The sequence below is a fragment of the Paenibacillus sp. FSL R7-0297 genome (genome assembly GCF_038009025.1).
GTDB lineage: Bacteria > Bacillota > Bacilli > Paenibacillales > Paenibacillaceae > Paenibacillus_AQ.
In genome coordinates, this window is record NZ_JBBPAQ010000001.1 from 5931704 (window position 1) to 5955242 (window position 23539).

25 protein-coding genes and 1 other RNA gene are annotated in these 23539 nt (G+C 50.6%); 10 read left to right on the top strand and 16 right to left on the bottom strand.

Annotated elements, in window-relative coordinates; genetic code table 11:
- Positions 1-54 precede the first annotated feature (54 nt).
- From MKZ24_RS25995 to MKZ24_RS26005, 3 genes are read right to left on the bottom strand one after another with little or no spacing between them, the layout of a single operon-like run.
- Complete coding sequence (locus tag MKZ24_RS25995; protein WP_340788233.1) at positions 55-537, bottom strand: DUF309 domain-containing protein; 483 nt, start codon at positions 535-537, stop codon at positions 55-57.
- Positions 503-1315, bottom strand: coding sequence for a GTP pyrophosphokinase (locus MKZ24_RS26000; protein ID WP_039299775.1), 813 nt, complete (start codon positions 1313-1315; stop codon positions 503-505). The genes MKZ24_RS25995 and MKZ24_RS26000 overlap by 35 nt, the downstream gene beginning before the upstream one ends.
- Before the next feature lie 27 nt (positions 1316-1342).
- Positions 1343-2437, bottom strand: coding sequence for a quinone-dependent dihydroorotate dehydrogenase (locus MKZ24_RS26005; RefSeq protein WP_340788238.1), 1095 nt, complete (start codon positions 2435-2437; stop codon positions 1343-1345).
- Between the two features lie 208 nt (positions 2438-2645).
- On the opposite strand from MKZ24_RS26005, the gene MKZ24_RS26010 reads away from it, so the two are divergent.
- Complete coding sequence (locus MKZ24_RS26010) at positions 2646-2783, top strand: hypothetical protein (RefSeq protein WP_167549535.1); 138 nt, start codon at positions 2646-2648, stop codon at positions 2781-2783.
- On the opposite strand, the gene MKZ24_RS26015 is transcribed toward MKZ24_RS26010, so the two are convergent.
- The 3 genes from MKZ24_RS26015 to MKZ24_RS26025 all read right to left on the bottom strand — a co-directional run bounded on the left by MKZ24_RS26015 (position 2780) and on the right by MKZ24_RS26025 (position 6105).
- The gene (locus tag MKZ24_RS26015; RefSeq protein ID WP_340788245.1) at positions 2780-4219 is read right to left on the bottom strand and encodes a L,D-transpeptidase; all 1440 of its coding nucleotides are present in this window, start codon (positions 4217-4219) and stop codon (positions 2780-2782) included. The genes MKZ24_RS26010 and MKZ24_RS26015 overlap by 4 nt on opposite strands.
- A 190-nt stretch (positions 4220-4409) precedes the next feature.
- On the bottom strand, positions 4410-4652 hold the full coding sequence (locus MKZ24_RS26020; RefSeq protein WP_036702186.1) for a ferredoxin: 243 nt from the start codon (positions 4650-4652) through the stop codon (positions 4410-4412).
- A 160-nt stretch (positions 4653-4812) separates the two neighbouring features.
- The gene (locus MKZ24_RS26025) at positions 4813-6105 is read right to left on the bottom strand and encodes a DNA polymerase IV (RefSeq protein WP_042235047.1); all 1293 of its coding nucleotides are present in this window, start codon (positions 6103-6105) and stop codon (positions 4813-4815) included.
- A 270-nt stretch (positions 6106-6375) separates the two neighbouring features.
- Here MKZ24_RS26025 and cimA point away from each other — a divergent pair, with 270 nt between their 5' ends.
- Positions 6376-7995 carry a citramalate synthase gene (cimA, locus tag MKZ24_RS26030; RefSeq protein WP_340788251.1) on the top strand — a complete coding sequence of 540 codons (1620 nt, stop codon included), beginning with the start codon at positions 6376-6378 and terminating at the stop codon, positions 7993-7995.
- 94 nt (positions 7996-8089) lie between these two features.
- Here the strand turns inward: cimA and MKZ24_RS26035 are convergent, their stop codons facing one another.
- Positions 8090-8650 (bottom strand): TlpA family protein disulfide reductase, encoded by a 561-nt coding sequence (locus MKZ24_RS26035; protein WP_340788254.1) that lies wholly within the window; start codon positions 8648-8650, stop codon positions 8090-8092.
- A 131-nt stretch (positions 8651-8781) separates the two neighbouring features.
- On the opposite strand from MKZ24_RS26035, the gene MKZ24_RS26040 reads away from it, so the two are divergent.
- A complete protein-coding gene (locus tag MKZ24_RS26040; RefSeq protein ID WP_340788256.1) occupies positions 8782-9252 on the top strand; it encodes a M67 family metallopeptidase in 471 nt (156 codons plus the stop codon).
- Here the strand turns inward: MKZ24_RS26040 and MKZ24_RS26045 are convergent.
- The 3 genes from MKZ24_RS26045 to MKZ24_RS26055 are packed head-to-tail and all read right to left on the bottom strand — an operon-like array spanning position 9238 to position 12488.
- On the bottom strand, positions 9238-9987 hold the full coding sequence (locus MKZ24_RS26045) for an exonuclease domain-containing protein (RefSeq protein WP_042135741.1): 750 nt from the start codon (positions 9985-9987) through the stop codon (positions 9238-9240). The two genes, MKZ24_RS26040 and MKZ24_RS26045, sit on opposite strands and share 15 nt — an antisense overlap.
- Positions 9984-11057, bottom strand: a complete 1074-nt coding sequence (locus MKZ24_RS26050; protein ID WP_042242170.1) for a DUF294 nucleotidyltransferase-like domain-containing protein — start codon at positions 11055-11057, stop codon at positions 9984-9986. The genes MKZ24_RS26045 and MKZ24_RS26050 overlap by 4 nt, the downstream gene beginning before the upstream one ends.
- Positions 11058-11099: 42 nt before the next feature.
- A complete protein-coding gene (locus tag MKZ24_RS26055; protein ID WP_042235041.1) occupies positions 11100-12488 on the bottom strand; it encodes an ammonium transporter in 1389 nt (462 codons plus the stop codon).
- Between the two features lie 676 nt (positions 12489-13164).
- Here MKZ24_RS26055 and MKZ24_RS26060 point away from each other — a divergent pair.
- Both MKZ24_RS26060 and MKZ24_RS26065 read left to right on the top strand, forming a co-directional pair.
- Positions 13165-13596 (top strand): MerR family transcriptional regulator, encoded by a 432-nt coding sequence (locus MKZ24_RS26060; RefSeq protein WP_042135737.1) that lies wholly within the window; start codon positions 13165-13167, stop codon positions 13594-13596.
- A gap of 34 nt (positions 13597-13630) precedes the next feature.
- Positions 13631-14308 (top strand): zinc metallopeptidase, encoded by a 678-nt coding sequence (locus MKZ24_RS26065; protein ID WP_442950510.1) that lies wholly within the window; start codon positions 13631-13633, stop codon positions 14306-14308.
- 39 nt (positions 14309-14347) lie between these two features.
- On the opposite strand, the gene MKZ24_RS26070 is transcribed toward MKZ24_RS26065, so the two are convergent.
- On the bottom strand, positions 14348-15265 hold the full coding sequence (locus tag MKZ24_RS26070) for a LysR family transcriptional regulator (RefSeq protein ID WP_039299738.1): 918 nt from the start codon (positions 15263-15265) through the stop codon (positions 14348-14350).
- Positions 15266-15279: 14 nt separating this feature from the next.
- Positions 15280-15906: a rhomboid family intramembrane serine protease gene (locus tag MKZ24_RS26075; protein ID WP_042235039.1), complete on the bottom strand. Its 627-nt coding sequence runs from the start codon at positions 15904-15906 to the stop codon at positions 15280-15282.
- A gap of 112 nt (positions 15907-16018) precedes the next feature.
- On the opposite strand from MKZ24_RS26075, the gene tpx reads away from it, so the two are divergent.
- Positions 16019-16537 (top strand): thiol peroxidase, encoded by a 519-nt coding sequence (gene tpx / locus MKZ24_RS26080; protein ID WP_042235038.1) that lies wholly within the window; start codon positions 16019-16021, stop codon positions 16535-16537.
- A 175-nt stretch (positions 16538-16712) separates the two neighbouring features.
- Here the strand turns inward: tpx and MKZ24_RS26085 are convergent, their stop codons facing one another.
- The 3 genes from MKZ24_RS26085 to MKZ24_RS26095 all read right to left on the bottom strand — a co-directional run bounded on the left by MKZ24_RS26085 (position 16713) and on the right by MKZ24_RS26095 (position 18390).
- Positions 16713-17102 carry a DUF1499 domain-containing protein gene (locus MKZ24_RS26085; RefSeq protein ID WP_039299722.1) on the bottom strand — a complete coding sequence of 130 codons (390 nt, stop codon included), beginning with the start codon at positions 17100-17102 and terminating at the stop codon, positions 16713-16715.
- A 173-nt stretch (positions 17103-17275) separates the two neighbouring features.
- Positions 17276-17467, bottom strand: a non-coding RNA gene (gene ssrS / locus MKZ24_RS26090) — 6S RNA.
- Between the two features lie 104 nt (positions 17468-17571).
- Positions 17572-18390 (bottom strand): YesL family protein, encoded by an 819-nt coding sequence (locus MKZ24_RS26095; protein WP_042235036.1) that lies wholly within the window; start codon positions 18388-18390, stop codon positions 17572-17574.
- 177 nt (positions 18391-18567) lie between these two features.
- Here MKZ24_RS26095 and MKZ24_RS26100 point away from each other — a divergent pair, with 177 nt between their 5' ends.
- Positions 18568-18663, top strand: a complete 96-nt coding sequence (locus MKZ24_RS26100; RefSeq protein WP_039299719.1) for a hypothetical protein — start codon at positions 18568-18570, stop codon at positions 18661-18663.
- Between the two features lie 116 nt (positions 18664-18779).
- On the opposite strand, the gene MKZ24_RS26105 is transcribed toward MKZ24_RS26100, so the two are convergent.
- Positions 18780-20438 (bottom strand): DEAD/DEAH box helicase, encoded by a 1659-nt coding sequence (locus MKZ24_RS26105; RefSeq protein WP_042235034.1) that lies wholly within the window; start codon positions 20436-20438, stop codon positions 18780-18782.
- 319 nt (positions 20439-20757) lie between these two features.
- Between MKZ24_RS26105 and MKZ24_RS26110 the strand changes: the two genes are divergently transcribed.
- The 3 genes from MKZ24_RS26110 (at position 20758) to MKZ24_RS26120 (ending at position 23426) form a co-directional block, all read left to right on the top strand.
- Positions 20758-21582, top strand: a complete 825-nt coding sequence (locus MKZ24_RS26110; RefSeq protein ID WP_039299805.1) for a YitT family protein — start codon at positions 20758-20760, stop codon at positions 21580-21582.
- A 178-nt stretch (positions 21583-21760) separates the two neighbouring features.
- Positions 21761-21949 (top strand): hypothetical protein, encoded by a 189-nt coding sequence (locus tag MKZ24_RS26115; RefSeq protein WP_171718441.1) that lies wholly within the window; start codon positions 21761-21763, stop codon positions 21947-21949.
- A gap of 241 nt (positions 21950-22190) precedes the next feature.
- Positions 22191-23426: a putative glycoside hydrolase gene (locus tag MKZ24_RS26120; RefSeq protein ID WP_340788271.1), complete on the top strand. Its 1236-nt coding sequence runs from the start codon at positions 22191-22193 to the stop codon at positions 23424-23426.
- The last annotated feature ends 113 nt before the right edge of the window (positions 23427-23539 follow it).

Below are 23539 nucleotides of genomic sequence, written 5' to 3' on the forward strand. Positions count from 1 at the left end.
GGGTGCTCCTAATGTTGCCTTGCTATATTCAATCTGCTCTATGCTTTGCTATATTCAATCCGCTATATGCCTGGGTCTATCCGGCCGCTGCGGCCCGCGGCGCTGGGGAACCTGCGGCTTAAGAGACTGCGCAGTCATTCGCGCCGCTTCTTCCAGCACAGGGTCAATAATACAGATCGTCAGATCATAATAGGGAAACGGCTGCTCTACATAAGCTTCAAGCCGGGCGGCATAATCTCCCACTTCCTGAACCAGCTTCGCCAGATCAATCCCGAGGGTTACCGCCGGATATCCACGCAGTACTTCATAGGACTGCCTCAGCATGATCCGTCCGCCGCGCACATTGGCGTTACGGAAATGATACAGTCCGACCGCTACCTGCAACAATGCTTTGTAGAGCGGGTCGCGCTGCTGTTCCAGCCATAGCTCCTCAAGTACCTCATGACATTCGAAGTAATCCCTGTCCCGGTTGAAATAGATCAGATACTCCAGGTACAGCGGCTCATAGGCCATCCGGCTGGCTGCCCTTCTTGGCATTCGAGAGCAGCTCCCGTACATGATCCAGCAGCTCACGCATAGCATCCATATCCTGCACCTGCCAGATGGCATTGAACCTCTCTTGGCACTCAATCGCTTCGTTCACGAGGTGATAGAAATACAGCTGATGGATGGCTTTGAGCAGCTGGGTCGTCGTATTCGAGTTCTCCTCGAAGGTCTTCTGGGCTTCCAGAATCTCCTCACGGATACTGGACATCTCACTGTCCAGGATCGACGCCGCTTCCGCTGCAGTCTTCAGGCGGACGCGCATTTCATCCGGCAGGCTCTCCCGGTATTTATAATTCAGCGAATGCTCAATGGTCGCCCAGAAGTTCATCGCCAGCGTGCGGATCTGAATTTCGGCCAGTACAATCTTTTGCCCGAGCGCAGTCTGTACCGGGTATCTGATAATCATATGGAAGCTGCGGTATCCGCTCTCCTTGTAATTAGTGATGTAATCCTTCTCATATAACACTTCAAGGTCCTTGCGGGCGCGGATGTACTCCGCCACTCTGCGGATATCCTCGACGAATTGGCACATAATGCGAATGCCGGCGATATCCTCTATGCCCGTTTCCAGATCCTCCATTTTCACGTTCAACCGCTTAGCCTTTTCAAGTATGCTCGACAGCCGTTTTACACGTCCGGTTACGAACTCAATCGGTGTATATTCTTCTCTTTTCTTGAGTTCCGAACGCATTGTCTTAAATTTAACCTTCAATTCCTCCACAGTCTGTTCATATGGAAGTAGAAAAGTTCCCCAGTCCCTGACGTCCATCGCCTTGTCCTCCTGTCCATTCATCCTTCAGTGATGATCAGCGCCCACCGCTTCTAGGAGCCCCCGGAAACCGTCCCGCCGCAGCAGCTGCCGTAATCCGGCATGCACTTTGCGGTTAACCTCCGGCCCTTCATAGATGAGTGCTGTATAAATTTCGACCAGGCTTGCGCCTGCCCGGATTTTGTCATAAGCATCCTGGGCTGTAAAAATCCCGCCCGAGCCGATAATCGGCAGCTTGCCGCCGGTCTGGCTGTAGATTCTGCGGATAATCTCTGTGGAGCGGTCGCGCAGCGGCTGGCCGCTGAGTCCTCCCGTTTCACCGGCTTTGTCACTCTTCAGACCTTCACGGACAAGTGTTGTATTGGTGGCAATCACGCCGTCCATTCCAGCCTCTGTGATTGTATGTACCATATATTCCAGCTCGCCGTCGCTGACATCAGGAGCGATCTTCACCAGCAGCCCTTTGGCTTCTCCAGTCTTCACCCGCTGCAGCTCCATTTCCTCCTTCACCTGGCTCAGCAGGTTCGAGAGCTCACTGCCATGCTGTAGACTCCGGAGATCCGGCGTATTTGGCGAGCTGATATTGACCACAAAAAAATCACCGTACGGATATAGCGTACGGATACACTGGCGGTAATCCTCATGCGCCAATTCATTCGGGGTGGCCTTGTTGCGCCCGATATTGACCGCAACCGGAATCCTGCGCTTCTTCATCCCCTTCAGACGCTCAGCCATGGCCGCTGCGCCTTCATTGTTGAAGCCCATCCGGTTAATCAGCGCCTTGTCGGGCAATAGACGGAATAACCGCGGGCTGTCATTGCCCGGCTGGCCCAGCGGCGTCACAGTGCCTACTTCCATAAATCCGAAGCCGATTGAAGAGAAGCCTCCTACCGCTTCAGCATTCTTATCCAGTCCTGCAGCTAAGCCTACCGGTGTCGGGAAATGCACGCCAAACAGATCCACTGCCAGATCAGCAGTCTCAGGAACACCGTACATGAGGCGCATCGCCGCACTTCCGCCGGGAACTAAATTCGCTTTATTTAGTCCGCCTATGACGAGATGGTGCGCCTTCTCCGGGTCCATTTTAAAGAAAATTGGTTTACCAAAATGTCGATACAGCACCGTTCTCGCTCCTTCAAGGGAACCACAAATCGCAGGGCGACTCCCGTATCTATAGGTTTCTTCTTAATTTTATCCGTTTCCGGGTGAAAAGAAAAGTTTTTTGCCGCAGCGATTGTTCCAACCTGTCCCTCAAAGTATAGTAATTTTCTTGTAAACGCATTACAATGTAAGGGTAATCACAGATAAAGAGAGAAAGAAGGATGACAATATGTCAACTAAACGCAAACCTCCTACACTGCAGCAGAAGAAAGAAGAAGTTAACCGCAAGGCGATCCTATGGATCAGTGCAAGTCTGGTACTGCTGGTCCTTCTCATTGTCGTTTTGTTTATCGTAGCAGGGAACTAATTCAACCAATGGTAGACCTTATGGGGGTTGGTCTGATTTGGGGGCGCATCCGAAGGGAACCGGTCCTCCGGCGCGACTAGCTCCTCAGGCAGGACCCCTTTACTAATCTGCACTTTCGTGCCCATCGGCACCATCGCGAACAGCTCCTCCACATCCTTCCGGCTCATCCGGATACAGCCCAGTGATTCATCCTTCCCGATGCTTTCCGGTTCATTCGTACCGTGTATTGCATAATTACTGTCCGAGAGCTGCATGCCCCGGCTGCCGAATTCACCGTTATCATGTCCATTGGGATTGACCACTTTATCCCGGATCACGAAGCTACCCTCAGGCGTCTTCTCCCCGCCTAATCCGACTGCATAGTTCCGCAGAATAATATTGCCGCTGGTTATTGCCAGACGGTGTTTTTGTTTATCAACAATAATCATGAGCGGTTCTGTAAAAAAGGGGGTTCCTGCCCCGCCGGCTCCGCTGCCCGCCTCAGGACTGCCCCCGATTGTCTGACCTTGCCCCGGTGAACCGGCGGCCGGTGTTACGGTAGGCTGCGGAGAAGGGCTTGGCACTGCAGTAAATCCCGCTGCTGCCCCGCGGAGCGGACCGAACTGTTCCTTCATCAGCGGTGTCGTGCCGCCCAGCCAATTGGCCGGAAAAGGCTTCACCAGCTCCTGCAGTGAACCTGGAAGGGCCCCCTCGGTCGTCTTATAGGCCCGCATGGCACTCCAGAGCACAGCAAGCTCCTCCTGCTTCTCCTGCCACAGCCCCGCCTGCTTCTTGATTTCCGCCGGATCAGGCGGCTGGCAGTCACAGACAACCGGATTATAGGACTGGTACACTACGCGTCCGTCCCCACTCTTGGCAAGCGTAGCCGCCAGCGGAAGCTTCTTCTTCCACACCAGCCACTTGCCCGCCCGCTCCATGCTTAGCATCGCCGTGGCGGAAGGCGTTTGTGCCTTCAGCAGGATACCCGCCAGTCCCTGTCCGCGGGAGACGGCGTCTGCCCCGACAGCGGTGAAGGACAGGCTTGGCTGAACTTCCGGAGTCTCTTCATCATCTATTGCCGGCAGCTCAGCCAGGGCAACAGCCGCATTCTCCCCGTCCGGTGCTTCAGAGCTTTCCTGGCTTACCCCCGGTGCCACTCCAGCCGGGATCAGCAACAGCAGCAGCAACATGAAGGCCAGCAGCACACGGCGTTTCCGCAGTCTGCCTGCCTGGCGCTCCCGGGCGGATTGCAGCAGCCCATCCTCATATTGCTTCAGCATATCCGCCGGCACCTTGCTGTGCTCAAAAGCTTCATACACTTCGCCGGCCTGGTTGAAGCAGTAATTGGCTTTTCCCTGCTGACCGTTCTTATAGTATTCCTTACCGAGCAAGTACCATGCCATCTTGTTATCAGGATGCATCTGCACATATGCTTTAAGATGCTGCGAATTTTTCACATTGGCCTCCGGGATCTATGATTCAATCTTAGTTTCTTTATATTTTATATCGGTCAGGACATTAAAAAAAGACATCTCAAGCCGCATTTATCACGGTCAGGAGATGCCTTTATGTTAATGTAAGGATCAAATATAAGGTTCACCCTATATCCGATCCTTACATTAGGTACTGATGAATGGAAGTCCGGACTTAGCCTTCTTTGTTGAACGGCGCATCCGCGATCTTGATGGAGTCTGTAGGGCATCCATCCGCTGAATCCTGCAGGTCATCGAACAAGTCGTCCGGAATCACTACATTCCCGTGGTTACCGTCATTCTCGTAGATCACTTCTGCCAAACCTTCGTCATCGTAATCAAAAATATCAGGGGCCGTCGCGCCACAAGCACCACAAGCGATGCATGTATCTTTTTCGACCCAAGTGTACTTAGCCATTTTATCTCTGCCTCCCGCTTAAACAATACAGCCTGCAGTAGCAGTCTGTTATTTTTCTCATATTAATATAAATAGGATACAATTTCAATGAATTTTCAATGTGTTTACAGTATTGCCCTATTAAACGGCCACATCCAGGCTGCAATTCCGGGCCGATATCTCAGTCGGTATCCCGGTCCGCGCCGCTAAGATTGTCCTTCTGCAGTGAGGTTCCCCGCTCCTTGTGATTGCGCAGCCGCGCAGAGTGGCTGTCAGTGAGCATGCCTGCCGTCAGCACCGCATTCTCGCCGAACTTGTTGCGCAGCATATCCATCGCCTTATTCAGCGATTCCTTCTTCGGCTGCCGTTCGTAATCGAACAAGTCAAGCTGAATCGCGGAATCCTCCTTGAGCGTCAGCCCCTGAAGGGTCACACCCAGCAGCCTCACCGGCTTATCGCCCTTCCAGTGGCGCGCGAACTGGTCCAGGGCAGCCTTATAGATATCTTCAGCGCTCTCTGTAGGTGCCTCCAGCTGGCGCGAACGGGTAATCGTCTTCATATCCGGTGTACGGATCGTAAGCTGCACTCCCGCAGCGACCAGACCCTGCTTCCGCAGCCGCCGAGCCACCTGATCGCTGAGATTCAGCAGGATTGGACGCGCCTCCGCAAGCCCCACTACATCCCGCGGCAGCGTAGTCGTATGCCCGATGGACTTGCTCTGCTCCCGCTCAGGGTTCACTACCCCGTGATCGATCCCGTTGCCGGCCCGCTTCAGCCACGAGCCCATCACGCCAAAATGTCCGACCAGCATCGCCTCATCCGCCGCCGCCAGCTGTCCAATGCTGTAAATACCCAGCTTCTTCAGCTTCTCGGCCGTCTTGCTGCCGATTCCGAACATCTCGTTGCAGGGTTTGTTCCATAGAATGGACGGCACATCGCGCAGCCGCAGCACGGATATGCCATTCGGCTTTTTGAGATCAGAGGCAATCTTCGCCAGCAGCTTATTGGGGGCAATCCCGATGGAGCAGGGTAGACCCAGCTCTTCCATAATACGCCGCTGCAGCGTCTCGGCAATCTGCGGAGGGGTCCCGAATTGGCGCGAACCGGTAATATCCAGATAACATTCGTCTATCGATACCGCTTCAAGCAGCGGAGTATAGCTGTAAGCAATTTGCATAAATGCATTCGAGTACTTGCGGTATAAATGAAAGTCCGGCTTAATAAGGATTAAGGATGGACAGATACGCAGCGCCTTCTGAACCTGCATCCCCGTTGAGATGCCAAGTCTGCGTGCGGCGTACGAGCAAGTGACGATGATTCCCCGTCTGGACTCCACGCTGCCGGCAACGGCCGTCGCTTTACCTTTATATTGCTCCGGATCCTCCGCCTCATGCACCGAGCAGTAAAAGGCATTCATATCCACATGGAGAATAACCCTGCCGCTTGCCGGATAATATTGATCCACATTCTGCATGGTATCTACCTTCTTATCTTCAGGGTTCCATTGTTATTTCCAGCATACCTCTTCACCTTGCGGGAGGTCAACTTGCAGAAGAGCCTCTTGTGACGATTAAATGAAAAGTTCTTTGTTACTTTCCCGCGTAAAAATGCTATAATATAAAAATTAATTTCATATATGTGTATGCTAACTACAACTACAACTTAAGCTAATGCTTCCGAGGCCAGTTTTGCACGAAGCGGTTTCAAGGAAGTTATGCTAAACAACACTTTTAGGAGGACACTCATGTCTAAGTCTATCTCCATCTTCGATACTACCCTGCGCGACGGCACTCAAGGCGAAGGGATCAGTCTGTCGGCGGATGACAAGCTGAAGATTGCCAGGAAACTCGACGATCTGGGTGTCCATTATATTGAAGGCGGCAATCCTGGAAGCAACAACAAAGACATCGAATTTTTCAAAAGAGTCCAGGAGCTCCATCTGAATGCCAAAATCACAGCATTCGGCAGTACCCGGCGCAAGAATTCGGTAGCGGAGCACGACGACGGGCTGCAAAGAATGATTGATGCCGGCGTTCCGGCAGCGACCCTGGTCGGGAAGTCCTGGGACTTCCACGTTCATACTGCGCTGCAGACTACCCTTGAAGAGAACCTGGCCATGATCGGCGACTCCATCTCCTACCTGAAACGCCAGGGTCTGGAGGTCATTTTCGATGCGGAGCATTTCTTCGACGGGTATAAGAACAACCCCGAATATGCTGCTGCCGTACTCGCCTGTGCCCGCGAAGCCGGAGCCGACTGGCTTGTAATGTGCGATACTAACGGCGGAACCCTGCCGCATGAAATTCAGGAGATTGTCTCCGGCATGGGCATCCAGCTTCCGGGTGCTGCTCTGGGCATTCATACACACAACGATTGCGAGCTTGCGGTAGCTAACACTTTAAGCGCAATCGGTGCGGGTGTACGTCAGGTACAGGGAACCATCAACGGCTACGGCGAGCGCTGCGGCAACGCCAATCTGTGCTCCATCATTCCAACCCTGCAGCTGAAGATGGGGTATCACTGTATCCCGGGAGATTCGTTACCCCAATTAACCAACACCGCCCGGTTCATCAGCGAAGTCGCCAACGTGAACATGCCGGTAAACCAGCCTTATGTCGGAACCGCGGCTTTTGCCCATAAGGGCGGCATTCATGTCTCGGCCATTCTGCGCGATTCGCGCACCTATGAGCATATCGCTCCCGAGCTGGTCGGCAACAAACAGCGTGTGCTTGTCTCCGAACTCGCAGGACAGAGCAATGTGCTGTCCAAAGCCCAGGAGATGGGGCTCAGTCTCGATCCAAGCAGCGAACAGGCCCGCAAGGTTATTGATAAGATCAAGGACCTGGAGCATCAGGGATATCAGTTCGAAGGGGCGGATGCCTCGCTTGAACTGCTGCTCCGGGAAGCTACCGGAGAGATGAACGAGCTGTTCACCTTTGAGTCGTTCAAGATGCTGGTAGAGAAAACTGCCGGCCGCCCCGTCGTCTCTGAAGCCTTCGTCAAACTGAAGGTCGGCGGCGAGAACCTGTACACTGCAGCAGAAGGCAATGGTCCGGTCAATGCGCTGGATAACGCGCTGCGCAAGGCGCTGCAGACGTATTTCCCGCAGCTTAAGGATATGCACCTCTCAGACTATAAGGTCCGGGTGCTTGACGAGCAGGACCAGACCGCAGCGAAGGTTCGCGTACTCATTGAATCCAAAGACTACGGAGACACCTGGAGCACAGTAGGCGTATCCAGCAACGTGATTGAAGCGAGCTGGGAGGCACTGGTCGATTCTATGCGCTATGCCCTGCTCGGACAGATTTCGCTGGATCAGGACACCCAGGCCAGCAGTGAACCGAGAGGCTTAGTCAATCACTAACTGCCTTTATCCATAGGTTGTTCAATGCAAAAGCCCTCCGGTGCGGAAGTACATCCGCACCGGGGGGCTTTGCAGCACCTTGCTGCCGGCCTCGTTAGGAGCCGGTTAAGGCGATAATCTTCTGCTCCAATTCCTCAGCGGTCAGGACACCCAGAATGATCTCGCTAATGACACCATTCTTGTCAATTAGTACATTAGTCGGGAATACGGCTCCATTATATTTATCGAAAATCTGGCCTTTCAGATCATACATCACCGGAAAAGCCAGCATGTACTTTTTGACGAACCGTTCTGCGTTGGGTTTATAATCCTGGCTGGTAACATTGATGCCGTAAATATCCAGCACGTCGCTGTATTTCATTGCCAGCCTGTTCAGCTCCGGAGCTTCCTGCTGGCAAGGATCACACCAGGAGGCCCAGAAATTCAGCATTACCGCTTTCTCCCTGGCTCCCCCGACTTCATACCGTTTGTCGCCTTCCTGCAGTATGAATGAAGGGGCTCTCAAGCCTGCGGAAGCACCAGTCTCCGGCTCCGCCTGCTGCTGAAGGACCGCGACCGCTTTCGTTTCAGCCTTGCTTCTATGCTCTATGGCAAGAACGGCCAGAAAAACAATCAGGGCCAGAACAGTCAAATTCCGTTTATGGACTGCTTTCATAGGAGTCAGTTCCTTTGCTTAGAGGTTTTTCCTCTATTGTACCCCCACCTGCTGCAGTTTCAAACGTTATTTACAATAAAAAAGAGGATTCCGTCAAAGACGAAATCCCATGAAGAGAGAGGGGTGAAGATATGACAGCTAGCCAGGGAATCCCCCAATCCATCCGACTGAGCTCTTCCGTACAGCATATGCTGGGGAAGCATCTGCTGTCCTGTTATCCGCAGGAAGCCTGCGGAATCCTGCTGGGAGCTGCCGCAGCGGGTGGCATGTGTATCGACAGCTATGTGCCGATACGCAACGTAGCGCCTGACCCGCTGCATTCTTTTGTACCTGATCCCGGAGAGTGGATCAGAGCCGTATACCGTGAACCCGCACCTGTCGGATTTTTCCACTCCCATCCGCATGCTGCGCCCTGGCCTTCTCTTGCCGATCTAAATGGTTTGTCTTCGCTGGGGCCTGAATTCAAGATATACCTGATCGGCTCTCCGGGAACCGGCCATACCGGTACTCCGCTGTTGAACGGGTTCCTAATACAGCGTACGGACAATAGCGGCTCTGCACAGACACCTGCCCTACAGCATGTGCCCTTAAGTCCTGCTTAGATAAGCGTACAGATCGCCCAATGTCTCCACCTGGTTCTTTTGGGAAATCTGCCGGAGATACGCTACCCATAATTTCGCCGTCATTTTGGCATCTTCAAGCGCATGATGACGGCCTTCAATCGGGATCTCGTGAATGGCCAGCAGCTCATCCAGCGTGTAATTACTGCGGTGCGGCTCCAGCCAGCGGGCCAGCATCATCGTATCCAGTACCCGGTGGGTCAGCTGCACCTTGGAGGTTTTCCATAAGGCGGCGTTCAGAAAAGATTTATCATGTGCACTTCCATGCGCTACCAGCACTCTCTGGCCGACAAAGGACATGAAATTGTGCAGTCCATCCATCAAAGACGGGGCACTGGATGTCATTTCTTCTGAAATCCCGGTCAGCCTGGTAATATTATCAGGAATAGCCGTCCCGCAATTCACCAGCGTATAGAAACATTCGTCTTCCTTAATCTCTTCCCCTACCACACGGATCGCCCCGAAGGACATAATCTCATCCCCTCCCTGATGGGAGAAGCCGGTAGTCTCAAGATCAAATATAACGGTCTCCAGCTCAGAGAGCGGAGTGTGCAGCACTTCCGGACGCCGTTTTTCGCGCATAAGAGAACGGATAAAAGCCATCTGCTGTGCGGTTTGCTGGGCCGATTCTCCGCCTCTCATGGAAGCGATGGCGGATGGCATTCCGCCTTGTCTCAGGTTGTTCCAGAACCCTCCGCCTTTGTTCGGCTCCTTCATGGCTGTCTCCTTTCCGCGGACCGGAGCTGTCGCTGCAGGGCCTTGTGCAGACGCCTGACCAGCAGCAGACTTTCCCGCAGCTCACTTCTGAGCTGCTTATTCTTCAAATCACTCTCGGCATAGTAATCACTGCTTGCAAGCAAGCCATCCTCCACCGTATAAGGCGTATTCACACGCATCTTCAAGGCCGTCAGAAATGCCCTCCGGATCTCTTCAAGATGCTGGTATTTGTCCAGTTCAGCCAAATGCTCAAGCCTCTTCAGCGTCGAAGAATCCTCTATCCCGTGCAGCAGCGACAAATGTCTGACAATATTGACAAGCGGGATATAAAGTCCGTATTTGACATCAAAACCGCCTGCATGATCGCCAAACCGCTCCGTGAGTACCTGTCCCAGCAGATTAAGTGTTGCCTTATGGCGAACGGTATTTCGCAGCACAGCCATCGTCAGCTTGTGATTGTCCGCAAAACCGGCATGAAAAGCTTCCTTCCACTTCGCGGACAATTCTACGCTGCCGGCCACATGGCGCATATCAGAAGCTATGATCAGGTAACGGACAGGCTCCCATTCCAGCTGCTCCATCCAGCCCTCCAGCTGATGCTCCCATTCAGACAGCGTTTTACGCCACAAAGGCTCGGAGCACATCACCTTGCCGCCGCATTTCTCGTAACCTGCAGTTTCAAGCACATCGGACAACATGGCGCCGAAGGCTTCGAAATAGCTTTTCTTGAGCCCATCCAGCTCACCTTCTACAATCAAACCATTATCCTGATCACTCCACAGCGTAGCTTCCTGTCTGCCTGCACTGCCGAATACAATAAAGGAATAGGCGCAGGGAGGCAGGCCATAGCCCGCCTCCTTCATCTGCGCCTCACATATGTGTACCGCTGTTTTTGCAATCTGATCATGCATTGCATTCACCCGGCACATCCATTCCTGGGCCGGAATAACGTTTAATTGCTCCAGAAGTACTTTTTGACAAGCGGTACGCCTGGCCTTAAGCTCCTGCGGCGAACCGGCCGTTACGATGGACATGTATCTTTCATCTTCGTTCCAGTCTGCTGTCTCCATCGAAGCCACTCGGTCCGCCTCCCTATTGAGTAGAAGATATAATTATTTCAAGGGTTTGGATTCCGATTCTGTGATCAGTTTCATTTGTTCAGGATAACCGTAAGTACCATGCTCACTGATATCCAGACCCATCAATTCTTCTTCTTCCGTTACACGAAGTCCGATAACCATTTTCATTACGTAGAGGATAATGAAGGACATCACCGCTACGAAAGCAAAGGTACCGATCACACCAAGCGCCTGTACTCCCAGCTGATGTGCACCTCCGCCGTAGAACAAACCGGCTTTACCGACACCAACAGTTTCAACAAGCTCAGGTGTTGCGAACAAGCCTGTAGAAATGGCTCCCCAAACCCCTGCAATACCGTGAACAGAGAAGGCGTAGATCGGATCGTCAAGACCTGCACGTTCCAGCCACTGTGAAGTCATGAAGGTGAATGCTCCAGCCACAAATCCGATAAGAATAGCCGCCCAAGGCTCTACAAATGCGCAGGCACCAGTGATAGCAACAAGTGCAGCAAGAACACCGTTCAGCATTGCCGGAATATCCGACTTGCCGAAGTACAGCCAGGAAGCAATCAGTGCCGCCAGACCGCCTGCCGCAGCAGCCAGGTTCGTTGTCAGTGCCACGTGGCCGAAGAATCCGCCCATAGGGGACAATGCACTACCCGGGTTGAAGCCAAACCAGCCGAACCAGAGAATGATAACGCCGAGTACTGTGAATACCTGGTTGTGACCAGGAATGATAACCGGTTTACCTTCTTTATTGAACTTGCCCAGACGGGGTTTAAGGAGGATTGTTGCCACAACAGCTGCAGTTGCACCTGTAAGATGGACCACCGTGGAACCTGCATAGTCCTGCATGCCCAGCTCAGCCAACCAGCCGCCGCCCCATACCCAGTGAGCCACAACCGGATAGATCACTACCGAGAAGAGAATTCCGAAAATGATGTATACGCTTAGCTTAGCACGTTCTGCCATACCACCAGATACAATCGCCAAGGATACTGCTGCGAAAGCCATTTGGAACAGGAATTTAACATTTAGGGTTACATCAGAGAATGCCAGGGATTCAAACGAAGAACCTGTTGTATCTCCACCGTAGAAGAAGCCTGTAGTACCGAAGAAGCTATTGCCGTTACCGAAGCCAAGACCAAAGCCCAGAGCCCAGAAACACAAGCTTGCAATGGCCAGTGTCAGTACCGTCTTGCCGGCAACGTGACCTGCATTCTTCATCCGGACCGAACCGGCTTCAAGCATTGCGAAACCAGCTTGCATAAAGAACACAAGGATAAATGCCAGGAACGTAAATGCAGTGTCAAGTCCAATTTGCAGATCCGGTGTTGCCGGACCCTCAGCAGCAAATGCGCTGACCGGATAGATCATCAGTGTAACCATGGCCAGGAACATCATCAACATCTTTTTTTTCATACTTTACCCCACTCCCCAATGTTATATTTTCTAACAAAGCGTGAAACTCTTAATGTCATTATAATCAGAAGTCAGGGAAATTGACAAGACTATTTTTTTGAATGTATTAATTTATTATTGGAAGCTCTCGATTTATTCACCATATGACAATTCTCCCGCAAGATTGCAGATATTCCGCAGAAACCGCCAGCTCCTATACTTGACAAGGATGCAAGCGTATACACTTTGTGCAGTATTCAAGATTATTCATTATGTATTTTTATTAATGTCTGTTAGTAAACATACCTTTTCACGCCGAATTTTTCCTGACATCAACCTTGTTTAGCTTCAATATAAAATAAGTTTAACTACTTTTCCTAAGCAGCTCATAAGAATATCTATGATGTTCAGGGTTCTTAAGTAAATACATCACATGTTATGTTATATATTACTTACACTTCTCAATCTGAGTCCCTACTATTCTGAACATTTTGCTCTGCGCTCTGCAAAGAAGGTATCTCCTCATATAAAACAACAGCGAATCTTTAAGAAATCACTGCATATACTTTAAGTAAGTGTGACGTTTGACTGTATAGTTTGCGATTTGGTATCATAAATGATAGGAATAATAATTGAAGCAGAGCACATCGCTGTATTACAGCCTGCCGCTTCGAGCGAGGTGAGATGACTTGGAGATATGACCCTTTACCGGATTGGTGAGCTGGCCAAGGCGGCCGGCACCAGTGAACGTACCATTGATTATTATACGAAGCTTGGACTTATTACACCCGAATCAAGAAGCATGAAGAACTACCGGCTGTACAGTCATGAAACCTTGATCAATTTACAACGTATTAATCAGCTAAAGCAGGAGAAATATACATTGGAAGAAATCAAATCCCTGATGGGCAAATGGAACGCAGCTACACCGGAAGCCGAGGTCTCGGGCAAACTGGTTCAGCTTGAGATTCAGATGCAGCAGCTTGAGCGCGAAGTCAAGGCTCTTGAACCGGTGATCAGCGGTTTGAAGCCCGGACAGGCCAACCGGGCATTAGCAGCATTAATTCCGCAAGGCGTTGCCTGCATGGAAGCGATCCGGCTTCTGCTGACGCAGGGGCCGCCAATGTAACAGCTTGTAACTTAAAGTGGAGGAATGAGACATAATGATGCCCCTAATGTATCTATTATTAATTATCGCTTTTATCTTCTCTGTCTGGGCCCAGTTCAGGGTTAAGGGTAATTTCAAGAAATGGGCCCAGGTGCCCAACCTGAATGGATTGACCGGATATGAGGCCGCACGCCGTATGCTTGATGCAAACGGACTGTACGATGTACCCATTGAACCGGTACGGGGTACCCTCTCCGACCACTACGACCCGATCAACCGTGTTGTCCGGCTGTCAGAGCCAGTATATTATGAAAGCTCCATTGCAGCGGTTTCCGTCGCCTGTCACGAGATTGGCCATGCGATTCAGCATAAGGAACATTATCCGATGCTTACGCTCCGCCACCGGATGTTCCCGGTCGTTAACTTCGCATCAGGTGTTGCACCCTTTATGTTACTGGCCGGTTTTATCTTCAGCTCGTTGAATCTTATTGGTCTGGGGATCATTTTCTTCTCGGCCGCAGTAGCTTTCCAGCTTGTCACGCTGCCTGTTGAGTTCAATGCCAGTAGCCGTGCACGCGAGATCATGGTACAGCAAGGATTCATCCGCAATGAAGAAGAACGCGGTGTCGCCAAGGTCCTGAATGCCGCAGCTCTCACATACGTGGCAGCAGCATTAGTCTCGCTGCTCGAGCTTATCCGACTGATCCTCATGTTCCTGGGCAACCGCGACTAAAAGTTAGCCTTAGTTAATCACAAACAATACCCCGGTAGGCTATGAGCCGACCGGGGTATTGTTTTGCTGTCTGTCTTTGAAATAAGTTAGCAGGAAGGTACGGAATGAACGGGCCACCAGCGGAAGCTTACCGTCCGCCCTGTGAATCAGCCCCACCGTTCTTGTAACTGAGGGTTCGACGACCCGGACCTGAGCCGGCTGCATTGGATTGGTCTGGTAGAACGCCATCTCCGGAAGCAGACTTACTCCCATCCCGGCAGCTACCAGACCGCGGATCGTATCTGTCTCCCCGCCTTCAAAAGCAATCTGCGGCTTGAACCCCGCCTGCAGACAAGCCTGCCATACAATCGGCCGCAGCGAGTAGCCTTGGCTGAATAAGACGAATTTCTCTTCCCGCAGCTGTTCAAGCCGAATCACTTCCTCTCCGGCCAGCGGATGATTCTGTGGCAGAATGGCGAACAGCTCTTCAGTCATTACAATATCGCCGGCCACATGCCCGTCATTCTCCGGAAATGGAGAAATGAAGGCCAGGTCCACCTCACCCGAAATCACATCCTTAATTAACGACGGATAGGCCCCCTGCTTAAAGCGGAATTTAACATGCGGATAATGACGGCGGAATTCCGCAACAATGGAAGGAATGAGATGGGTCCCGAGGCTATGCGGGAAGCCGATGCGGATCTCCCCGCGCTCCGGATCAAGGAATTCATGAACCTCCGCCACCGAACGGTCCAGTTCATTTAGGAGCGACTCTACTCTTTTGCAAAAGAGCTGTCCGACAGGAGTAAGCTGCAGGTTCCTCCCTTTCTGCATGAACAGATCTACACCAAGCTCCTGCTCAAGCTGATGGATCTGGCGGCTTACTGCAGATTGTGCGACATGCAGTTCTTCCGCCGCTCTGGTGACATGTTCTTTTTGGGCAACCTTTAGAAAATACTGCAGCTGTCTAAGCTCCACGTCTACACCCTCTCTTATCTTCGGTTTCGTTTGAACACGCGGATCATTAATCCATAAATGAAGAATCCGGCTACCAGACCGCCGATATGGGCCATATAATCTACATGCGGTGTGGCAAACGACATAATAATCCCCATCACCAGGAGGCCATACAGTGTCTTGCGCGAGCCCTCGTCCATCATCGTTCTTTGCAGTAACGCAATGTAGAGGAATGCGCCATAAACGGCGTAGATGGCACCGGAGGCGCCTACAGAGACAATCCCGATCTCAACTACTCCGCGGCCGCTGATGGCAACCCCCAGAAGGTTCGCCAGGAACCCGCCGGCCAGATACAACAGCGCATACCGCCACCAGCCCATCAGCCGCTCCAGGGGAGGCGCAAATACCAGCAGAGCGAAACTGTTAAAGAACAGATGGGCAAAGCCATTATGCAGGAACATGGCCGCAGCGTAGCGCCACAGCTCCTCTTTCTCTGGTCCGACATTTACCGTTGCCCCGAACTTCACGAGGGTCTGCAGATTCGTTGAGCCGCCATTCAGCGACAGCACAATGAACATCAGTACATTGGCCAGAATCAGCACACAGGTTACCGGATAATACCGGAGATAACTTTTCCACTTCTCGTATCGTATGAAAATCATAGCACCCATCCTTTTATGTATGTTGTCCGGCTCGACATTCAGCTTCTAAAAAGATTATAATTTATTGTGGCAGTAACAATCCAATATTGCAATCCAAGGAGGAAATAAGGACATGACGCAAGAAAGAACAGGCGTAGCTACTTTTAAAGGCAATCCCATTACTCTCGTAGGACCTGAACTGAAGGCAGGAGATTCCGCACCAGCATTCGTGGTAAGCAAGAATCTGCTGGAAGATGCTTCACTCGGTGATTATGCCGGCAAAATAAAGCTGATCAGCGTTGTGCCTTCCCTCGATACCGGTGTATGCGATGCACAGACCCGCCGCTTCAACAGTGAGGCCGCCGGTCTCGGCGATGACGTGGTTATCCTCACTATCAGCACAGACCTGCCTTTCGCTCAGGCACGCTGGTGTGGCGCTGCAGGCATTGACAGTGTAATTACACTCTCTGACCACAAGGAAACCTCCTTCGGACAAGCCTACGGTGTACTGATCAAGGAATTCCGTCTGGATATGCGTTCCATTTTCGTCGTGGACAAGAATGACAAGCTGGCTTATGTTGAATATCTCGCCGAAATGGCAGAGCATCCGGACTATGAAGCTGCCATTTCTGCTGTTCGGGCACTGTTGTAACCTCAAGCGCACCATACTTATACTTTTCAGTCTTACTTTTGTGAAAAAAAGCGGAAGAAGGTCATCCTTCTCCCGCTTTTTGCGTATGATGAGCCCTATTTATTATTGCCCGGCACGGCCTGTACCGTGCTTAGAAACCGCATACAATCTCTGGACAGAAAAGTGCAATTCGTTCTTAATCAGCCTTATATTTGCCCAGCTTCTTATCCAATGACTGGTACAAACGCTGAATGACACGGTAATTGGCACCCAAATCGCCAAGCGATCCTCTGGATGCAGAATACATATCTACGGCACAGCGTACCGGCGAGGTACTCAGCACAGATACGGTGATATCCAGTGTGCGACCGAATGCCGTTCTCTTCTCCAGGGTGATCTCCCCTACAGACTGTACTTCGTGAAGCACTTTGAATCCAGGAATCTTCTTCAGCGTTGCGGATACTTCATCCCACGCCTTGTCTCTTGAAAGAGTGTAATAACGTGTTTTGAGTGTCGGATCTTTTGCACGGTCGCTTGTTCCGTCATGACTGCGAAATAAACCGACCAAGGTTCTTTTCAACGACAAAATTCTTCCCCCTCTTCAAATCCCAAGTTCATTACTCTAAGTGTAACACTCTTATCCACGGAACAAAAGAGCATAGCGCACTTTGTCCGGGTAAATACCCCCGAAACACACACTATAAAAGGCACCCTACTCCTGCAGATAAGCAGGTAACAGGGTGCCTTGTCAAAAACAGTAGAAAACCCGCCTATGCCGTCCGGCTGCAGTGTCTTCTGAACCTGCTATAGCAGGTGGGTGACCGCAGAAGTCGTTTTTGAATTCCCCAAGTCGTATAGACAGGGCTGTTCAGCCGCGCTTCATGTAGATCTCCCAAGACATTATCATTGGTTCAAAACAACGAGCAACCATAACGTACATCGCAGGATTTATTAATATTATATTGCGTTTTAACGAAAAAGTAAACCTGTATGCGCTTTAATTAACACTGGAATAATTTTCCGTCTAAATCATTGATCTTTCAGTTATCGGAATGTTAACTCTTCTTGAGGTTAATACCCTCTTCCGCTTCCTCTTCATCCTCGTCAGAAGGCATACCTTCATTCTCGGCTGCTTCCAGCGCCGCCTGCTCTTCAGCCAGCTTCTTCTTCTCCACCTGCAGCTGCAGCTTATTATACGTTGCATAGAAGTTAAAGAAAGCAAGCATAGCAATGAAAGTAGGAATACAAAGAGCGTAGAGCACCGGATACCGCAGACCTATATAGAGAAGAACCGCTGAACCAATTAGTGTAGAGAATACACGGATCGGCCGGGCGATGGTCAACAGAATGGAGTTGGTCACCACTTCCTTGAAGGTCATCTGGTAATGAACCACGATCGAGAAGAAATTGAACATGGAAACGAACAAAATAATCATCAGCACGAGCATCAGAATACCGACGATTTTGAAATTGGCCATTTGTGTCATGTATACGGTAACATCCACGTACATAATCACGAACAGCAGGGTGTAGATAATGCCTCCAAGCATGCTTTTGAAATAATTCTCTTTGTACCCCTGAAAAAAAGTGCGGAATGTGCTTACATCTGTGTTGCCCATTACCCATTTGCGTACCACTGTGAACAACGCCGCCGTAGCGGGAAATACAGTGAATGGCGCGAATACGCCAAGTACCCAGTTGAGCATGATCTGCTCATTCGGTCCGCCAGCTTCCGAACCCAGCATAATCATCTTCATAACTCCTGCGAACAGAAATGGAATCGAACACAGTGCCCACAAAATATTACTGAAGGCAATACGTGATATCCATTCTGTGATGCGGTATAAACCGCCCATTGCTCCCTTAAACTCCAATTCCCTTCCTCCTGTCTATCTAGCGCATACTGCGTATCTTAACTATACCCTATTTGACCCGGACTTTTCCAGCGCCCAAGTTTACAAGTTATAGGTAAGTGTCTACGCAAGCTCTGTGATCCGTCCATATATTAGAATCGTAACCACAACAACCACTGTTTAAAGGAGGTTAACCCCATGTCCGCACCCGGTTGCTGCAATCCTTGGACTTCCACCGGTACCATTCTCGTCCTGTTCATTCTGCTCGTCATTATTACCCGCACTTTCATCTAAACGTCCATGATAAGGATAAGGTATTACTCGAAGCATATCATTCTTATCTTTGCAAAAAAAAAGAAGACGAGAACCGCTCGCGGTCGCTCGTCTTCTTCTTATGTCAAACGGAATGCTTAAACGTCGTAATCCTGTTTAGCCGGACGGGTGCTTGTGCTGCTTGGGCGTGCCGACGGTTTACGGTCTGCGCTGCGGCTTGCACCGCCATCGCGTCCTGCTCCCGCATCACGGTTGCCTTTGTAGCCGCCGCCGTAGCTGCTGCCGCTGTTGCTGCCATAGCCGCTGCTGTAGCCGCCACGTGTGCTTCCGCCGCTGCTGGCATTATCACGGTTACCGCGATAGCCGCCGCCACTGCTGCTGCCAGTTCCGGAGCCTGTACGGTTGCCGCCATAGCCGCCGCCGTTAGGCTTGCGTCCGCTGCGGATATCGTTCTTGCCTCCGCGGCGTTTCGCACGGATCGGATCTTCAGGAGTCAGCTCGATTTGAGCATCCTTGTTATCGCCGGTAAGAAGCTTCATAGCTGCGGATAGCAGCTGTACAGAATCATATTGTTCCAGCAATTGAATGGCAATACCTTTGTATTCGTTCAGTTCCCCGCCATCCTCAACCATTGCCAGCAGACGTTCAGCTGTAATGCGCTGTTTGCCTTCAATAGCCTCAGCCATTGTAGGAAGCGGTTTGCGGGTAATACGGTGACGGGTAACACGTTCGATCAGATGCAGGTGATCCATTTCACGCGGAGTCACGAAGGACCATGCTGTTCCTTCTTTACCGGCACGGCCGGTACGGCCGATACGGTGTACATAGCTTTCCGGATCCTGTGGAAGGTCGAAGTTGATTACATGAGTTACACCCGAAACGTCCAGACCGCGGGCTGCAACGTCTGTAGCAACCAGTACATCAATACTGCCGTCACGGAATTTGCGCATTACAGCATCGCGCTGATTCTGCGACAAGTCACCATGCAGGCCATCAGCGGAATATCCGCGTTTCTGCAATCCTTCAGCAAGCTCGTCTACCCGGCGTTTGGTACGGCCGAAGACGATAGCCAGATCTGGGGACTCCATATCAATCAAACGGCTGAGCGCTTCGAACTTCTGGCGTTCAGGAACTTCAATATAAGCCTGATCGATTAGCGGTGCGCTGATTTGCTTAGGTATTACGGATACATGCTGTGGATTCTTCAGGAACTGCTGGGCAAGACGTTGAATGTTAGGAGGCATAGTAGCCGAGAAGAGCATCGTCTGACGTTCTTCCGGAACGAGCTTGAGGATCGTCTGGATATCCTCCATGAATCCCATATCCAGCATTTCATCAGCTTCATCAAGTACAATGGTCTGTACATCATCAAGACGGATGGTTTTGCGGTTGATATGATCCAGGAGACGTCCAGGAGTACCAATAATGATCTGTGGTTTCTTCTTAAGTCCGCGGATTTGACGGCCGATATCCTGCCCGCCATAGATAGCCAGTGAACGAAGTCCCTTGAAGCGGGTCAATTTGCCGATTTCTTCCGCTACTTGGATAGCCAGCTCGCGTGTAGGCGTCATAATCAATGCAACGATTTTCTCTTCTTCCCGGACGATCTTGGAAATGAGGGGAATCCCGAAAGCAGCAGTCTTACCTGTACCCGTCTGCGCCTGGCCGATCAGATCCGATCCGGCCATTGCAAGCGGAATAGCTTGCTCCTGAATGGGTGTTGCTTCCTCAAATCCTAGTTCAGTGATTGCTTGTAGCACTTTTGGCTCCAAGCCGAATTCTGCGAATGTTTTCAAATTATTCATGCTCCTTCTATACAGTGGACATTCCACATGCTTGTCTGTATTCTTAAGTAGCGGTAAACACATTTATAGGCTGTCCAATCATGCCGTATTTCCTGCATGGTTTAGCGCGTATTGGGACAAAAAAAATGTCCTATGATCAGGCCACTACATATACCTGACAACTGTAACTTCGCATTCTAAGCAATGCAAAAATACCATTGTAACGTCCTACTCAAGAATATCCTATACATTATATCACAAACCGGATCAGGAATACCAGTACATTCCTTTCTTTCATTACTTACATTAAACATAGAGGTGAATTTGTTTGTTGAAACTCAGACTATTCGGGAGTTATCTGGCCGTAATCTTCGGTTCTGCGATGATTGCCTGCGGCTTCAATCTGTTCCTGATCCCGCACAGACTGCTCAGTGGAGGAGTATCGGGCCTTGCCATGCTGGTCGGTTACTTCACTCCATTTAATATCAGCCTGCTGTACTTACTCTTCAATGTACCGCTGCTTGCCGCCGGCTGGTTCCAGCTCGGACGGAGGTTCATTATCCTCAGTATCCTCTCTGTCGGAGCCACAACCTGGCTGATGACCCTGGTACCGGTGCATCAGGTCTCCTCGGATATGCTGCTGGCTTCCGTCTTCGGAGGGGTGCTTGTAGGTGTCGGGGCCGGAGTGTCCTTCCGTGTGGGCGGCTCGTCCGGCGGATTCGATATTCTGGGCTCGATTATTACACGTTACCGCGATTTCCCGATTGGCAATGTCCTGGTCGGCCTTAACGGGCTCGTTATTCTGGCCGCAGCTTATTTCGATAACAACTGGAACCTGGCACTTGCTTCCATGGTCTCCATTTATGTGAGCGGTAAGGTCGTCGATCTGATTCATGTCAGCCACATCAAAGTCACCGTCTATATAGTAACAACCCGGACGGATGAGCTTCTGCAGCAATTGTTGGGGCTTCAGCGCGGTGTTACAAAGATTAAGACGGAAGGCGCTTATTCTCATGTGGAACGGGACATGCTAATGACAGTGACCACACGTTACGAACTCGCTGAGCTCAAACGGATCATCAAAACAAGCGACCCGCAGGCTTTTGTGAACATCGTTGAAACAGTCGGGGTTATGGGGTCTTTCCGCAAAAGATAGGCTCCGAAAAAAATGCGCATAATTTAAAATTGTGATATATTAGTACCACGCAGGACCCTTATCAATTTCATGAAGATTGTGATTTACCCCTCTTTTTTCCAGGCACTTCGTTTTTCCGGGTGGACCCTGAATTCAAATTCAGTTCGATTCGAAAAAGGAAAGGGTGATTTTTGTGGAAATGGAAACGGTAAAACTGTCAGCAATCGTCATGAGGTGGTATCCCGATATGATACCGTTTCTGAAGCAGGACGAACTCAATTCTGTAATCGTTCTGCGTGACGGTCTGAGTATTCTGGAACCGGCAGATGCCATGGATATCATCCATTACAGCATTTGCGAGCATCAGAATTCTGCGTATCTTCACTGAGCAAGCTGCCCTAAGAGCAAGTTTTTATAGTTGCCGCTTCAGATTCGGCCTTCGTGTCCGGATCCGAGCGGCATTTACTTTTTAATTCAGCGGTTCAAAATCTGTACATCCCGTTTATAAACAACAAGAGCGGTTTTTTATGACACCAAAAAATTACGGGTATTGTTACAAGTCTGTTCTTTTTGAGTGCATCCGTTACTTTATACTTTAAGGGAATGTACATAAAGGGAGCGAATAACGAATGAACATCACCTGGGCATTACTGATGATGGCCCTGGGAGGCGTTGGTGTGCCGAATAACGGCCACGACGCTGATGTGGCAGCAGCACTGCAGAGCGCCATGAATCCCCCCATCGTCGCAGAACACACTACGAATCCAGAGACAACAGCGATTACAACGGGTGGAGCTGGAGGCACGGCAGCACCGGAACCTTCACCAAGTGCAACACCAGAAGCAGGAATTAATACCGATCCGCAGCCGGATGCACCAAAGGTTAAGGGGATTTATGTAACAGCCTACAGCGCCGGGGGCGAACGCATGGAAACCCTGCTCTCCCTGCTCGACAAGACGGAACTGAATTCCATGGTCATCGATATCAAGGATGACGCCGGTTACATCACATACAAAACGGATAACACGGAGCTCCAGCAAATGGGACATCCCCAGCCGTTCATTGGAGATATCAACAAGCTGATGACACGTCTGAAGGAGCATGACGTATATCCGATTGCCCGGATTGTTGTTTTCAAGGACTCTGTATTGGCCAAGAAGAACAAGGAATTATCCTTTGTAAATACCGACGGCTCAGTCTGGGCTAACAAAGGCGGAGACAGCTTCGTGAATCCTTATAATGAAGCGGTGTGGAAATACAATGTGGATATTGCCAAAGAAGCTGCGAAGCTCGGATTCAAGGAAATTCAATTTGACTATGTACGCTTCCCTGAAGGCTTCGAGAAACGTGCAGATACACTGAAATACACCAAGAGTGACAGACCGCGTGTAGAAATCATTGCCGACTTTGTCAAATATGCCAAAGCAGAGCTCGCGCCGCTCGGCGTACGTATATCTGTTGATATCTTCGGCTATGCAGCCTCAGTTCCTGCAGCAGAAGGTATTGGTCAGGATTTCGTCAAAATATCGAAGAATGTAGATGTCATTAGCCCGATGGTCTATCCAAGTCATTACTCTACCGGCTGGTTTGATGTCAAAGATCCGGATAAGGACCCTTATGCTACAATCAAAGGCTCTATGGTCGATACACACAAGAAGCTTGATCCGCTCGGCAGCTACAAGCCGGTAATTCGTCCATGGATTCAGGATTTCACCGCCAGCTGGCTCGGCAGTGGCCATTATGTCAAATACGGCAAGAAGCAGGTTGAAGACCAGATCCGCGCCTTGAAGGATGAGAAGGTGGATGAATTCCTGCTCTGGAACGCCAATAACCGTTATACCTCGGAAGTGGATTACGAACAATAAGCTTACAGCAATTATCTGATGTATCCAATCACCATAAGAAGAACCGGAACCCGGCAATTGCCGGGTTTTTTACTGAGAATTAAGCATGTACATCCTACAACTACTATTAAGAT

What these genes read in the sequence shown, in the direction of transcription:
- MKZ24_RS25995 (WP_340788233.1), bottom strand. Translation starts at nt 537, where the DNA reads ATGCCAAGAAGGGCAGCCAGCCGGATGGCCTATGAGCCGCTGTACCTG.
- MKZ24_RS26020 (WP_036702186.1), bottom strand. Translation starts at nt 4,652, where the DNA reads ATGGCTAAGTACACTTGGGTCGAAAAAGATACATGCATCGCTTGTGGT.
- MKZ24_RS26065 (WP_442950510.1), top strand. Translation starts at nt 13,631, where the DNA reads ATGATGCCCCTAATGTATCTATTATTAATTATCGCTTTTATCTTCTCT.
- MKZ24_RS26040 (WP_340788256.1), top strand. Translation starts at nt 8,782, where the DNA reads ATGACAGCTAGCCAGGGAATCCCCCAATCCATCCGACTGAGCTCTTCC.
- MKZ24_RS26000 (WP_039299775.1), bottom strand. Translation starts at nt 1,315, where the DNA reads ATGGACGTCAGGGACTGGGGAACTTTTCTACTTCCATATGAACAGACT.
- MKZ24_RS26060 (WP_042135737.1), top strand. Translation starts at nt 13,165, where the DNA reads ATGACCCTTTACCGGATTGGTGAGCTGGCCAAGGCGGCCGGCACCAGT.
- MKZ24_RS26115 (WP_171718441.1), top strand. Translation starts at nt 21,761, where the DNA reads ATGGAAACGGTAAAACTGTCAGCAATCGTCATGAGGTGGTATCCCGAT.
- MKZ24_RS26055 (WP_042235041.1), bottom strand. Translation starts at nt 12,488, where the DNA reads ATGAAAAAAAAGATGTTGATGATGTTCCTGGCCATGGTTACACTGATG.
- MKZ24_RS26035 (WP_340788254.1), bottom strand. Translation starts at nt 8,650, where the DNA reads ATGAAAGCAGTCCATAAACGGAATTTGACTGTTCTGGCCCTGATTGTT.
- tpx (WP_042235038.1), top strand. Translation starts at nt 16,019, where the DNA reads ATGACGCAAGAAAGAACAGGCGTAGCTACTTTTAAAGGCAATCCCATT.
- MKZ24_RS26120 (WP_340788271.1), top strand. Translation starts at nt 22,191, where the DNA reads ATGAACATCACCTGGGCATTACTGATGATGGCCCTGGGAGGCGTTGGT.
- MKZ24_RS26045 (WP_042135741.1), bottom strand. Translation starts at nt 9,987, where the DNA reads ATGAAGGAGCCGAACAAAGGCGGAGGGTTCTGGAACAACCTGAGACAA.
- cimA (WP_340788251.1), top strand. Translation starts at nt 6,376, where the DNA reads ATGTCTAAGTCTATCTCCATCTTCGATACTACCCTGCGCGACGGCACT.
- MKZ24_RS26100 (WP_039299719.1), top strand. Translation starts at nt 18,568, where the DNA reads ATGTCCGCACCCGGTTGCTGCAATCCTTGGACTTCCACCGGTACCATT.
- MKZ24_RS26075 (WP_042235039.1), bottom strand. Translation starts at nt 15,906, where the DNA reads ATGATTTTCATACGATACGAGAAGTGGAAAAGTTATCTCCGGTATTAT.
- MKZ24_RS26010 (WP_167549535.1), top strand. Translation starts at nt 2,646, where the DNA reads ATGTCAACTAAACGCAAACCTCCTACACTGCAGCAGAAGAAAGAAGAA.
- MKZ24_RS26025 (WP_042235047.1), bottom strand. Translation starts at nt 6,105, where the DNA reads ATGCAGAATGTGGATCAATATTATCCGGCAAGCGGCAGGGTTATTCTC.
- MKZ24_RS26050 (WP_042242170.1), bottom strand. Translation starts at nt 11,057, where the DNA reads ATGGAGACAGCAGACTGGAACGAAGATGAAAGATACATGTCCATCGTA.